The 13,254-nt window shown below is 69.3% G+C and carries 9 protein-coding genes; 7 read left to right on the top strand and 2 right to left on the bottom strand.

The window, feature by feature from the left end; genetic code table 11:
• Positions 1-230: 230 nt before the first annotated feature.
• Positions 231-2,477 carry a DUF3160 domain-containing protein gene (locus WMF46_RS37740; protein ID WP_437981654.1) on the top strand — a complete coding sequence of 749 codons (2,247 nt, stop codon included), beginning with the start codon at positions 231-233 and terminating at the stop codon, positions 2,475-2,477.
• Between the two features lie 66 nt (positions 2,478-2,543).
• Here the strand turns inward: WMF46_RS37740 and WMF46_RS37735 are convergent, their stop codons facing one another.
• Together WMF46_RS37735 and WMF46_RS37730 are read right to left on the bottom strand one after the other, a co-directional pair.
• Positions 2,544-3,014: an SRPBCC family protein gene (locus WMF46_RS37735; RefSeq protein ID WP_437981653.1), complete on the bottom strand. Its 471-nt coding sequence runs from the start codon at positions 3,012-3,014 to the stop codon at positions 2,544-2,546.
• Positions 3,011-3,631: a TetR/AcrR family transcriptional regulator gene (locus tag WMF46_RS37730; RefSeq protein WP_437981652.1), complete on the bottom strand. Its 621-nt coding sequence runs from the start codon at positions 3,629-3,631 to the stop codon at positions 3,011-3,013. The genes WMF46_RS37735 and WMF46_RS37730 overlap by 4 nt, the downstream gene beginning before the upstream one ends.
• Before the next feature lie 541 nt (positions 3,632-4,172).
• Here WMF46_RS37730 and WMF46_RS37725 point away from each other — a divergent pair.
• The 6 genes from WMF46_RS37725 to WMF46_RS37700 all read left to right on the top strand — a co-directional run bounded on the left by WMF46_RS37725 (position 4,173) and on the right by WMF46_RS37700 (position 13,091).
• Positions 4,173-6,071, top strand: a complete 1,899-nt coding sequence (locus WMF46_RS37725; RefSeq protein WP_437981651.1) for an MYXO-CTERM sorting domain-containing protein — start codon at positions 4,173-4,175, stop codon at positions 6,069-6,071.
• A gap of 265 nt (positions 6,072-6,336) precedes the next feature.
• Entirely contained in the window at positions 6,337-8,199 is a 1,863-nt protein-coding gene (locus WMF46_RS37720) for a tetratricopeptide repeat protein (protein WP_437981650.1), read from the top strand.
• Between the two features lie 332 nt (positions 8,200-8,531).
• Positions 8,532-9,497, top strand: coding sequence for an L-histidine N(alpha)-methyltransferase (egtD, locus tag WMF46_RS37715; RefSeq protein ID WP_437981649.1), 966 nt, complete (start codon positions 8,532-8,534; stop codon positions 9,495-9,497).
• Positions 9,494-10,783, top strand: coding sequence for an SUMF1/EgtB/PvdO family nonheme iron enzyme (locus WMF46_RS37710; protein WP_437981648.1), 1,290 nt, complete (start codon positions 9,494-9,496; stop codon positions 10,781-10,783). Before egtD ends, WMF46_RS37710 begins: the two co-directional genes overlap by 4 nt.
• The gene (locus WMF46_RS37705) at positions 10,780-11,574 is read left to right on the top strand and encodes an ATP-binding cassette domain-containing protein (RefSeq protein WP_437981647.1); all 795 of its coding nucleotides are present in this window, start codon (positions 10,780-10,782) and stop codon (positions 11,572-11,574) included. Before WMF46_RS37710 ends, WMF46_RS37705 begins: the two co-directional genes overlap by 4 nt.
• Complete coding sequence (locus WMF46_RS37700) at positions 11,571-13,091, top strand: glycine betaine ABC transporter substrate-binding protein (protein ID WP_437981646.1); 1,521 nt, start codon at positions 11,571-11,573, stop codon at positions 13,089-13,091. Before WMF46_RS37705 ends, WMF46_RS37700 begins: the two co-directional genes overlap by 4 nt.
• Positions 13,092-13,254: the final 163 nt, after the last annotated feature.

The raw sequence follows: 13,254 nt of genomic DNA, 5'->3' as shown, positions 1-13,254 counted from the left end.
GCGCCGTACAACACCCACACCCGCGGCACTGAAGTGGCCAGCAGGAAGCCCGGAAGCTGCTTGTCGACTCGGAGGGCTGGCACGCCGGTTGCCTGTCTGTGGCGTTGGCACACATGGAGTGGATGAAACCCGCAATTCGAGCGTCGTTTGGCCTGGGGCCGCGGCACGACGATCCGGGTTTGGCACACTGGCACACCAGCCCCCGTGTCGCGAAAGGAGCAGGAAAATCCGTGCACACCCAACGAATTCTCTCCACCCTGGTCAGCGTTGGATTGCTGGCGGCGTGTTCCGGTTCCACCGAACCGGGGGGACCAGGCCCTGCCGGTCCCGGCGACGAGCGTCCTGCAGACGTCGGAACCCAGGTGCAGCTCGAGCTCAGCTCGGTCGCCGCGACCGAAGTCGAAGCCCAGGTGGCCACCGCCAAACAACACGACGCGGCATCCCTCCAGGAGGCCTACGCGGTCTCGTTTTCGAACGATCTGGGCTACGGTCTCACGGACGTTCAGAACCTCGATCTGATCCAGAGATCAGAGCTGGGCCTGAATGACGCGGAGCTCGAGGTCCTGGCCGCGAACGGCTTCGTGGTTTCCAGTCGACTTGCCTATCCCAGCTTTCCCTACGCCTACGCTGCCATCTACGTGCACGATTTGCCGGTCTTCGTGAGCGGCGACATGGTGCTCGAGGCCATGCACCGTTCGTACGACGACATCTTGCAGGCCCTGGAACAGGCCGTCTTGATCCCGCGTGTCACCCGCTTGCTCGACACGATGCGTGCTCGCCTGGCGGCCGGAGATTCCGGGCTCTCGCAGCAGGCGGCAGCCGACGCGGACTTCTACCTGACCGTCGCGCGCAGCCTGCTGATGGGAGCGCCGAGCGCCCCCGTGGCGGGAGCCAGCAACGCTGAGATCGCGTCCTTCCTGACGCACGCCGAAGCGGCCGACGGAGAACAGCAAAAGTCCATGTTCGGCGTTCCGCGCCGCTTCGACTTCTCCCAGTTCAAGCCTCGGGGCCACTACACGGACACGGTGGCGCTCGAGCGCTATTTCCGCGCCATGATGTGGATGGGACGCATCGATTTTCGGCTCATCGAGACCATGCCCGACGGCTCGCGCGTCTTCTGGCGCCGTCAGCTCGAGGCAGCGCTGGCGCTGCGTGACTTGATGGATGCCGCGGCGCTGGAAGACTGGTCTGGCATCGATCGGACCGTCACCGCGTTCGTGGGTGAGCACGACTACATGATCGTGCCCGAGCTGGACGGGCTGTTGCAAGGCCTGGGGGTGTCCGATGCGAGCGGGCTTGCTGCCCTCGATGACTCGACGATCGCTCAGGCGATCATCGACGGGCGCTACGGCGAGCAGCGCATCGCGAGTCACATCATGCGAAAGAACGGCGGCGATTCCACGTTCCCGCTCAACGCGAGCTTCGCGTTCTTCGGGCAGCGCTACGTGATCGACAGCCACGTGTTCTCCAACGTTGTGTACGACCGGACAGCGACGCGCGTGGTCCCGAACCCGCTCGACGCCGCGTTCGCCGCCCTGAAGAACGATCACGCGGTGAGCCTGCTCGCGCGTGAGCTCGAAGAATGGAACTACGCCGGCGATCTGGCGGCCGTTCGCGTCATCGCCGACGCCCACCCTCCATCGTACTGGGAAGGCAGCCTGTACACGTCCTGGCTTGGGGCGCTGCAGACGCTCTCGGCGAACGCCACGACCCTGGGGCCAGCCGCGGAGGGCCTACCCAGCGTGGCGCGCAGCGAGGCGTGGGGGCGCCGTTTGCTGAACACTCAGCTCGGATCGTGGGCGCAGCTCAGGCACGACACGATCTTGTATGCCAAGCAGTCGTATACCGGCAGCCAGGGCTGCGACTTTCCGGATGCGTACGTCGAGCCCTACCCCGAGCTGTTTCAACGGATCGCCAGGTTCGCCGGCCAGGGCCAGGCCCTGGTCGATACCCTCGATTTCAGCTTGAACGGGAACGACGCGTTGGCGAACCAGGTGAGCGCCTACTTCGGCACCCTGTCACGTATCGCGACCACCTTGAGTGAAATGGCGGAAGCGCAGCGGACGGGCATGCCGCACTCGGAAGAGCACCTGACCTTCATCAAGCAGGCAATTCACATCGAGGGCGGTGGCAGCGGTGACCCCTGGCAAACGGGCTGGTACAAAGATCTGTTCTTCGATCCCGTCGACGGCTTGAAGAGCGACCCGACCATCGCCGATGTGCACACGGACATCGGAGGCGACCTGCCGGTCCCGCGATCTCCGTCGGTGTTGCACGTGGGCACCGGAAATCCACGCATGATGGTCATGACGGTCGATACCTGTCAGGGTCCTCGCGCGTACGCGGGCGCGGTGTTCGCCTACCACGAGCACCTGGCAGAGGGCTTCACCCGACTCACCGACCAGGAATGGGCTCAGAAGCTGTATCAGGATCCGCCGACCGATGTGCCGTGGATGGCGCCGGTGCTGGCGGAGTAGGAACCGGCACGGGCCAGGCCTCGGCGCGCAGGGCTGCGCCGAGGTGCGCTCGAACGTTGGCACCCTTCACGACCGCGCGCGCTCCAGGTTCTCGCGGAGCTTACGCAGCCCGTCGCGCGCCCGGCCGCGCATCACGCGGCGCAGGAGGGGGACCACGATCCAGCGAAACCACCACCGCTGATTGCGGCTGACCATGCGCCACGCGACGCGCGTCTCGTCGTCGGAGAGCGCCGCGAAGTCCACGCTCATGCGGGGCAGGAGGAAGCCCTCGCCTTCGGTCACCAGACGCTCCCCGACCCGCGCCTCCTTCACCTCGATGTCGATCGTGCCGGTGCGCCCGAAGGGCATGCGCACGGTCTCCTGGTAGCGCTTGCCGACCTGCCCGTGCTCCAGCGTGTCGAGCTCGCGCATGGCTGCGACGCCCGGGAACCAAGCCGGGAAGTTCTCCATGTTGGACACGTACGCGAACGTTTCGCGCAGGGGCCGGCCGATCTCCACCGAGCCCTGCGCCAGGAGCTCCGGCTGCGCGCCGCTCACGAGCGCCTCCTCGGTGCCGTCTTGATCTCCATCGGCCTGAGCAGGCTCTGCTCCACGATCCGACGCATCGCGCGGACGTAGCGCGGCCGGGACCAGCTCCGCTCCTCGATGAGCTCCTGCCAGTTCCCGATCGACAGGAGGGTGGCCAGGAAGTCCGCCGCATCCGACGCCGGCCATTCCTCGGCCAGCGCACCTTCGGCCTGAAGCCGCGCCACGAAGCCCGCGCAGACGCCCGTGAAACCGCGCATGCGGTCGCGCCACGCGAGCTCCGCGTCCTCGTCCGTGGCCTGTGCCGCCCGCATCGCCCGCGCCACGTCGGTGATGTGGGCGACGTAGCCCGCCCACGCACCGATGAACTCGGAGAGGATCGCGCGCGCGTCGGGGGCGCGCTCGCACTTTCGGACCAGGTCGGCGAACCCATGCACCTCGTCGACGTGGCGCACCAGCGCGACCAGGAGCTGGGTCCTTGTCTCGAAGTGCAGATAGACCGCCTGGCGCGACACCCCGGCCGCCGACGCGATCTCCGCCATCGAGACGCCGCGACGCCCCGGCTCGGTCACCAGCCGGCGCGCGGCCTCGAGGATCACAGCGCGGGTTTCCCCGTCCTTGCTTGACATGGTGTCAAGCATGGGGCACAGTTTACACTGTGTCAAGTAGGACGGGCGTGCCGGCGTGCCGGCGTTGCAGCGCGTGCGGGCGACCGCGAAGGACCCGGGGCGCTCTGCCGCTAGAGCGCGGAATAGGTTGCACCGTCATTGATCCTCGGCGCTTATGCAGCCTCCGCTCTCCGAGCTCACAGGGAGGCGGGGAGGAAGAGAAAATGAGTTTCTGTCTCTTGCCGTCTCTCGCTCCCCGCCTCCCCGTCTCCCTGTGAAATTCCTGCTTTTTCTCGTGGGTTCAACCCGTTTGTCGCTCTAGTTATTCTGCCTCCTCAGGAGCACTTGTGGGTGAGCCATTCGGGCTCCGGCAGGCTCCCGAGCGCGTGGTAGAGGGCAGTCTCCGCGTGTTCGTAGGTACGACACCCACCCTTCGCGTGGACGCCCTGGAGCGCCCGGCGTCGCGCGGGTATCCTGCGCGCGGACGCGGGGCCGGCAGCACACCCGGAGCGCGGAGGGCGTGGCCTCTGCGCGGTGGGCCCGATCCAGGGCGGCAGGAGCCATGACGAATCGAGCGCGATGGAATCGGTGGGCCGCGCGGCTGCTGGAGACGAAGGCAACGATGCGTCGCCTGCGCCCCCGCACGGCGGCCCTCGCCGGGCTTGCCGCCCTGGGCCTCGGGCACGCCCAGCCCGCCTCGGCGACCCAGCTCCGCTTCACGACGACGGCGCCGGGCGGCATCGTCGCCACCGGGAACACGCTGGGGCTCAGCAAGCAACTCGATGCGAACGGGCCTGGCGCGGAGGGCTCGATCGGGACGTTCCTCTCGCTCGACGGCAGCGTCGACGACACGCCGCCGAACGCCGCGAACCCATGGCCCGCGGGGACCACCGCGGACTGGAGGCAGAACGGGTCGGCGGCGGAGCTGGTCCTGCCGGACGAGCTCGACGTTCTCTACGCGGAGCTCATCTGGGGCGGCAGCTACAAATACGGCGACGATGTCACCGCGTTCCTGGGCACCCCCGTGACGCTGAGCACGGGCGGCGCGTCGATGGCCGCGTCGCCGGACGAGGTGACTTCGGTGACGCTCGCCGGGGTGAGCGCGAGCGGGTTCTCCATGAACTACTACCTGCGGTCGGCGAACGTGACAGCGTTCGTGCAGGCCCACGGCGCCGGGGCGTACGAGGTGCGCGGCGTGCCGGGCACGCAAAACGAGACGAACAACTCGCTGAACGCCGCCGGGTGGACGCTCGTCGTGGCGTACCGCGACGGTACGCAGCCCGTGCGCAACCTGTCGGTGCTCGTCGGCGGATCGTTCGTCGGTGAGGACACCCAGCAGGACTACGTGGTGAGCGGCTTCTGCGCGCCGCCCTCGGGGCCGATCGAGGGGAAGGTCGCGATCAGCGCGATCGAGGGGGACGCGGACCTCACCGGCGATCAGCTCCTGCTCGCGCCGACGGCGGCCGACGTGTTCGTGAGCCTGTCGGGCGGCAACAACCCCGCCGACAACTTCTTCTGCTCGCAGCTCAACGACGCGGACGGCAGGCTCGACACGCGGGGCACGTTCGGCAGCGCGAACCAGGACGCGATCGCCGGGGTCAACGTCTCCGGCGGGCGCCAGGGGTGGGACGTCACCACGGTGCCCGTGAGCTCGGCGGGCGGGCAGCTCGTCGCGGGGCAGCGGTCGGCGGTGATACGGACGATCACGACGGGCGACTCGTTCATGCCGACGCTCGCCGCGTTCCAGATCGACGTCAACGCGCCGAGCTTCACCGGCGGGGCCTCGTCGCTCCGCACGAGCGCGGATGTCGTCGAGGTCGGTGACGCGCTCACCGTGACCGTGACGCTCGACAACCAGGGGCAGGCCGCGGCGACGAACGTGCGTTTCAAGGTCCCGCTCCAGGGTGGGCTCGCGCTCCAGAGCTTCACGACCGACGGGGTCGCGGGCGACGCGCAGGGCGCGCCGGTCGCGGCGGGCGATCTGATGGCGGGCGTCGACGCGGGGGACCTCGCGCCGGGCGAGCAGCGCACGGTCGTCCTCGAGCTCGACGTGGTGGGCCCGCCGCAGGGGAGCGCGTTCTCGCTCCACCCAACATGGGGCTACGAGTTCGTCTCCTGCCAGGGCGAGCCGCCGCTCGGCGAGAGCTACGGCAACTTCGCGACCGTCCGCTTCGAGGGAGAGCCCGGCGGGGGCGGCGGGGGCGGCGGCGAGGGCGTGTCCTCCGGCGGGGGCGGCGGCGAGGGTGTGTCCTCGGGCACGGGCGGCGAGGCGGGCAGCGCGGGCGAGGGGGGCGCGGGCGCGGCGCCCCCGGGCGACTCCAAGGACGCGGGCTCGGACGGCGGCTGCGGTTGCGCGACGCCCGGGCAGAGCGGGCGCGCCAGCGCGTCGATCGCGGGCGCCGCGCTCCTTGCGCTGGCCGCCGCGACCCGCCGCCGGCGCGCGCGGCGGACTCCGCGCTGACGCGGCTTCACGGTGCCTCAACCGCGGCGGATTTCGCGAGCAGCACGGCTTGCCCGCTTCCCGATCACCCAGGTGTCACCCGTTCAGGCGTGAGGCTCCCCCGACTCCCCGTGCCCCGCCTCGCCCCCCTCGCGGAGTCTTCCATGCCTGAAACGCCTGGGATTGCCGCGACGTAGCACCAAGCGGAAGGCATCCTACCGTATCGCTGTACCCTACGGGTATTCGATTTCTGCGCTTCGGCGAGCACAGCTGAGGGAAGCCAAAGATGAGCCAGCAAGAATACGCATCCAGAGAGTTCCGACGTAGGATCGGCGCTTCCCAGGTGGTCGTCCGCTGTGGCGCCGATCTCGAATTGCAAGCTGAGATGCTTCTCGATGTCGTGGCCAGGTGCCACGAGGGAGGTACTGCGCTGAACGATGGGGCAACCGTGGAGCTCGGAGATATTCCCTTCACGCTGCGCCACGTGGGTGGCGAGCTCGTCGTGCACGAGCCGGATTTCAAGGGCAGCCCACCACGCGATGCCGTTCCTGGGGCGGACCAAGCCCTGCGAATTCTCAACGAGCAAGAGGCGGTCGTGAAGCGTGTCGGTGCCAAGCGGTCAAGCGCGCCGCTCCGTGCCCTGGTAAGGATGGAGAAGAGTGGTCTGAGGTCACTCCGCGTCTGTCTACGTCGCATGGTTCCGAGCGATCCCCAGGATTCCGGCTGGACCATCGGTGCGTTGCGCGATCTCGCCGGAACGGAGGAGGCTATCGTCATGACGACGGTTTCAGAGATATTCCGCGTGCGCCCCTGGCTGGGAAAGGTCCTGACGCTGCCAGCTGGATACCGCGCGGTGCTGGACTTCCATAGCATCGAGTCTATCGAGGACGACACCGGCGAGCACGTCTGGATAATCGATCCGTTGATGCTTGCGCACCTCTCGCGATCGGCGCTGAAGGAGAGGAGGCTCGCCGATCTCGACCGGACGGTGAACGCACTGCTCGAGTCCACCACAACGGAGATCGAGAGCCTCCGCCCGCTTCGCCAGCTCGCGCGGCGATGGGGAGGTGGCCCCTGGATGGCGTACGCCAACGCGCTCACCACGCTGACCCGCCTGAAGCATGACGACGACAAGGCCGTGGAGGTCCGCTCTCTCGTAGAAGACCTTTGTACTGCGCTCTCACCGGGTGGAGGGCTCGCTGGGGAAGAGGCACCGTCCGCGATCACCGAGAATTTCACCACGCTCTATCGCCACTATTGGCGGGTCGAAGCGGCGGAAGTGCTCGAGGGCTTGCTCGCTCCAGGCTCGGGCCAGCATGCAGCGCTTCTCTTCCAGCGCGCCGTGCTTGCCAGTGACGCGGGTGATTATGCGGGCACCGTCGAGGCGCTGCGACGCTCGGTCGCGATCGAGCCACGCTCGCCCACCTTGTGGTTCCTTCTCGGGACAGCCCTGCTCGAAGCCTCGACGCTCGAGGAGACTCCCACCGTCCTCCTCGATCCAGCGGGTGAAATAGTCGAGGCTTTCGACCGCGCGCTCACGCTCCTCGATGTCAGGGACACGCTGACGGTGGATCACTGCGTCCGCGCCCTCGATCACCGATATCTGAGAGCAGACTGGACGCTGGTGGATCTTCTCCGCAAGCGCACCGTAGCGCTCCGCGATGTGGGTCGACTCGACGAAGCACTGGCGTCGGCTGACCGCCTCGTCGCCGCCGCCCCGGACGAACCGCGATCATGGGAAATCCTGGGCACTGTGCTGTTCGAGCTCAGTCGTCACGACGACGTGATCAACGCTTATACCGCGGCCATCGAATGCAGCGTGCAGGCGCCTCCAGAGCACTCGATATTGGCAGGCCTTTTCGCGAGCCCATGGTATAACCGCGCCGCGGTGTACGCTCTGCTGGGCCAGCGCGCTGAGGCTGTTGCCGATCTCAGGCAAGCCCTCGCTGTTGCGCCCAGTTGGGCCGAAGCCGTGCTCTTCGACGAGCGCTTCAAGGGGCTCACTGCGGACGGTGAGCTCCAGCGCCTCGTCGAGGAAGGGCGTGCGGCGGCTCAGGCGTGCCAACAGCAGAATCTCGACGATGGGAAAGCTGAAACGGGCACAGATGTCTGCGTTCCGGCTTCGTCCTCCGAGGCATCAAAAAGCTGAATCGCAAAGCGAAATCGAACCCGCAAATGCTGCTAGTTCGACTGTATGAGCTCATTGACAGAACGCGCCTCACGCGATCAGGCAGGTTTTCCACGCCTGAAACGCCTGGGATTACCGCGACGTAGCACCAGGCGGAAGGCATCCTACCGTAGAGCTGTACCCTACTGGCTCTACCTGTCCGGCCCCCGTTTTCTGCACACCCCTTGAGTACGCCCGCGCTGCCCGGGTTTCACCGAGCATCGTCCACGGCGGCACGCCGGGGATCCATGCTTGACGTCCGCCGCTCTCCTCCCAATGGACGCCCTGCCCAGCGCTCCCTCAAGGAGGTCCTGTTGAGCTCCACATTCGCGGAGGACGCGTACCCTTCACCCGATGAGCGCGCTCGGTTGCGCGAGAGCCTCACACGATCGCTGCCCGAGATCCCGCCCGTCTACTTCTACGACGATCTCGGGAGCGAGCTGTTCGAGCAGATCACCCACCTCGGGGTCTACTACCCGACGCGCACGGAGATCGGCATCCTCGAGCAGCGCGCCGGAGACATCCTGCGCGCCGTCCGGCCGCGGCGCATCGTCGAGCTGGGCAGCGGCGCGGGCCGCAAGATCCGCATCCTGCTCGACGCCTGGCGGTGGGTGGGCGGCGGCGAGACGTGCACGATGCTGGACGTGAACGGGCTCTTCCTGGAGACGTCGATCAGCCGCCTCCGCATCGACTACCCGGAGTACACGTTCCGCGGCGTGATCGGTGATTTCACCACCGACTTGCCGCGGCTCGGCCGGGGCGGGGGGCGCCTCGTGGTCTTCCTCGCGGGCACCATCGGCAACCTCTACCCCGACGAGCGGCGCGCCTTCTTCCGCGAGGTCGCGCGCGTCATGGAGCCGTCGGACGCGTTCCTCGTCGGCGCCGATCTGGTCAAGGACACGGCCCGGCTGGAGGCCGCGTATGACGATCCGGAGGGCGTGACGGCGGCCTTCAACCGCAACGCGCTCCGCGTGATCAACCGGCGCTTCGGGGCGAATTTCGCGCCCGACGCGTTCGTGCACCGCGCCTTCTACGACGCGGCGCGGGCGTGGATCGAGATGCGCCTCGTGGCCACGCGGCGGATGCGCGTGCAGATCCCGGCGCTCGATCTGCGGCTCGATCTCGAGCGCGGCGCCGAGATCCGCACCGAGGTGAGCTGCAAGTTCACGCGCGACTCGCTCCAGGCCTCGGCCCGGGCCGGAGGGCTCGTGATGTCTTCGTGGCACACCGATCCCGAGCAGCTCTTCGCGCTGGCCCTGCTCCGGCGGAACGACGCGTGACGGAGGCCTCGTTCGAGGCGCTCCTCGCCGCCGCGTGGCGCCGCAGCGACGATCTGTTCGCGCTCGTCCCGGAGGCGTCGATGGGGCGTCGGCCCATCGCGCTGCGACACCCCTTCTCGTTCTACCTGGGGCACCTCCCCGCCTTCGCGTGGAACCAGATCGGCCGAGGCGTCCTCGGGCTCGGGCCCATGCGGAGCGATTTCGAGGTGCTGTTCGAGCGCGGGATCGATCCGGCCGACGAGGGCGGCGCCCGCGCCGCGTCGAGGGACGCGTGGCCGGCGATCGCCGAGGTGATCGCGTACCGCGACGAGGTCCGCCGCGCCGTGCTGGCGCGCATCCCCGACGTGCTGGCGCGCGCAGAGGACGTGCTCGGCGCGCGGGGGCGGATCCTCCAGCTCGTGATCGAGCACGAGCGGATGCACCACGAGACCCTGATGTACATGCTCCAGGAGCGCGGCGTCGCGCGGCGCCCCGACGGCGCGCCCGCGTTCGTGGGCGGCGGGGGGCGCGCGGCCGAGCCCCGGCACGTCCCGGCGGGCCGCGTGGTGATCGGCGTGGACTTCGAGGCGATCCCGTTCGGCTGGGACAACGAGTTCGGGCGCGCGGAGATCGATGTCCCGGGCTTCACCATCGACTCGTTGCCGGTGCGGAACGGCGATTACCTGGCCTTCCTCGAGGCGATGGAAGACGGCGCGCGGGCCGCGCTCACGCCCCGCACGTTCGTGCGCCGCGGAGGCGGGCTGGCGGTGAAGACGATCTTCGGGCCGGTCTCCTTCGAGGTCGCGTCGGGCTGGCCGGCGCAGGTCTCGGGCGAGCAGGCGCGCGCCTATGCAGTCTGGCGCGGTGGGCGCCTGGCGACCGAGGCCGAGCTGCGCCGCGCCGCGTTCGGCGAGCCGAGCGGCGGTGTGCGCGCGCGTCCGTGGGGGCACGCGCCGGGCGAGCCGCGTCATGGCCAGTTCGGCTTTCGCGGATGGTCGCCGGTGCCGACGGGCAGCCACCCGGACGGCGCCAGCGCGTTCGGCGTCGAGGAGCTGGTGGGCAATGGCTGGGAGTGGACGTCCACGCCCTTCGCGCCCTTGCCCGGCTTCGTCGCGTACGCCCGCACGTACCCCGGGTACTCGGCGGATTTCTTCGACGGGGAGCACGACGTCGTCTTCGGCGCCTCGTGGGCGACCGACGAGGGGTTCCTCCGGCCGAGCTTTCGCAACTGGTATCGCCGGGACTATCCCTATGTCTTTTCGAGCTTCCGGGTCGTACGCGAGGAGCCACGCTCTCGGCGGCGATGATCGAGCTCGAGCAGGTGACCAAGCGCTACAATGGAATCGCCGCTGTCGACAGCGTCTCTCTGCGCGTCGGGCCGGGCGAGCTGGTGGTCCTGCTGGGCGGGTCGGGATCGGGGAAGACCACGACGCTGAAGATGACGAACCGGCTCATCGAGCCGAGCTCGGGTCGCATCCGCGTCGAGGGCGAGGACGTGACCACCGTGCCGCCGCACGCGCTCCGGCGCCGCATCGGCTATGTGTTCCAGCGGCTCGGGCTCTTCCCGCACCTGACGGTCGCCGAGAACGTGGGCATCACGCCGGCGCTCCTCGGCTGGGACGCGAGGCGCATCCGTGGTCGGGTGGACACGCTGCTGGAGCTTGTCGAGCTGGATCCAGCCGAGGTCCGCGATCGGCGGCCCGACGCGCTCTCCGGCGGCCAGGCGCAGCGCGTGGCCGTGGCGCGGGCGCTGGCGGCCGAGCCGGGCGTGCTGCTGCTCGACGAGCCGTTCGGCGCGCTCGATCCGATCACGCGCGAGCGCCTCCAGCGATCGTTCGCGCGGGTGCGCCGGAGCCTGGGGTTCTCGGCGATCTTCGTCACGCACGACGTCGTCGAGGCGCTGCTCCTCGGCGATCGCGTGGGCGTCATGCGCGGCGGGCGCCTCCTGCAGCTCGCGCCCGGCCGCGAGCTGGTGCGCGCGCCGGCCGACGACTACGTGGCCGATCTGGTGCGCGGCCCGCTCGAGCAGGCGCGCGCCGTCGAGTCGCTGATCGCGGGCGCGCCCGCGCGAACGATCGCGGGAGGCGACGCTTCGTGAAGGAGCAGCTCGCCCTCCTCCCGGGCTACCTCGCCGCCCACCTTGGGCTCACGCTGGTCGCCCTGGCGCTGGGCGTGGCCGTGAGCGTCCCGCTGGGTGTGCTGGTCACGCGATCGCGCCGCCTGGAGGGGCCGGTGCTGGGCGTGGCGAGCGTCGTCCAGACCATCCCGAGCCTGGCGCTCCTGGCCTTCATGGTGCCCGTGCTCGCAGCCCTGGGCGCGCGCAGCATCGGTTACCTGCCGGCGCTGATAGGCCTCTTCCTCTACAGCCTCTTGCCGGTCCTCAGGAACACGGCGGCCGGCCTCTCGGGCCTCGATCCGGCGGTGATCGAGGCCGCGCGCGGCGTGGGGATGACGCCCCGCGAGCAGCTCCGCCGCGTCGAGCTGCCGCTGGCGCTCCCGGTGATCGTGGCCGGCGTGCGCACGGCGGCGGTGCTGGCGGTGGGCACCGCCACGCTCTCCACGCCGGTCGGGGCGCCGAGCCTTGGTGACTACATCTTCAGCGGGCTGCAGACGCGCAACACCACGGCCGTGCTGATCGGCTGTGTGGCCTCGGCCGGGCTCGCGCTGGTGCTGGACGGCCTTGTGCGTGGCCTGCTCGCCGGCGTCACGCGCCACAGCCGGCGCCTCGTGCTGCTGTGTCTCGGCGGCTTCGCCGGGCTCGCGGTCTTCGCGGCCACCCCGGTCGTGCGCGCCCTCCTCGCGCGCGATCAGGAGTCCATCACCGTCGGCGCCAAGACCTTCACCGAGCAGTACATCCTCGCCGCCATCGTCGCCGGGAGGATCGAGCGCGTCGCCGGCGTGCCGGCGCGGACGCTGGGATCGCTCGGATCGACGGTGGTGTTCGACGCGCTGAAGAACGGCGAGATCGACGTCTACGTCGACTACTCGGGCACCCTCTGGGCGAACGTCCTGAGACGGAGCACGGAGAGCGCGGACCGCGCGTCGGTACTGGCCACGGTGGAGAGGGAGCTGCTCGATCGGTACAACGTCCACGTCGCCGCCGCGCTCGGGTTCGAGAACACCTACGCGCTCGCCATGCGGCGGGCCGAGGCCGAGCGGCTGGGGATCCGGCGCATCAGCGATCTCGGGGCGCGCGCGCGATCGCTGCGGGTGGGGGGCGACTACGAGATCTTCCAGCGGCCGGAGTGGCGCGCCATCGAGCGCGTGTACGGCCTCGCGTTCCGCGAGGCGCGGAGCATGGATCCATCGCTGCTCTACGAGGCGCTGCGGGCGGAGCAGGTGGACGTGATCACCGCCTTCTCGACCGACGGGCGGATCATCGTCGACGATCTGGTGCTGCTGGAGGACGATCGCCAGGCCATCCCGCCGTACGACGCGCTCGTGCTGGTGAGCGATCGGCTCGCGCGCACCCGCCCGGAGGTGCTGGAGGCGCTGCGCGGGCTGTCGGGGACGATCGACGCGCAGAAGATGCGCCAGATGAACGCGGCCGTGGACGAGAAGAAGGGCTCGCCGGCCGCGGTGGCCGCCCGTTTCCTCGATGAATTGCGGCGCTGAATTCTTCTGCGCTGGGCCCCCCGCGGGCCGGCCGTCGGGGCTCGCACGTTTGGCGGCGCGACCGGCCTTGAGGTGGAACGCGCGTTCCAAGGCCGTCGGCCCATGTCGAAGGGTATCGACGTCGTGGGTTGGCGCGGATGCGCCAAGCAGACGGAGCTCGGGG

Origin of the sequence: Sorangium sp. So ce117, assembly GCF_051524395.1 — a bacterium.
Classification (GTDB): domain Bacteria; phylum Myxococcota_A; class Polyangia; order Polyangiales; family Polyangiaceae; genus Sorangium; species Sorangium cellulosum_B.
The sequence above is the reverse complement of the archived record's forward strand: the minus strand, read 5'-3'. Positions and strand labels throughout refer to the sequence as shown.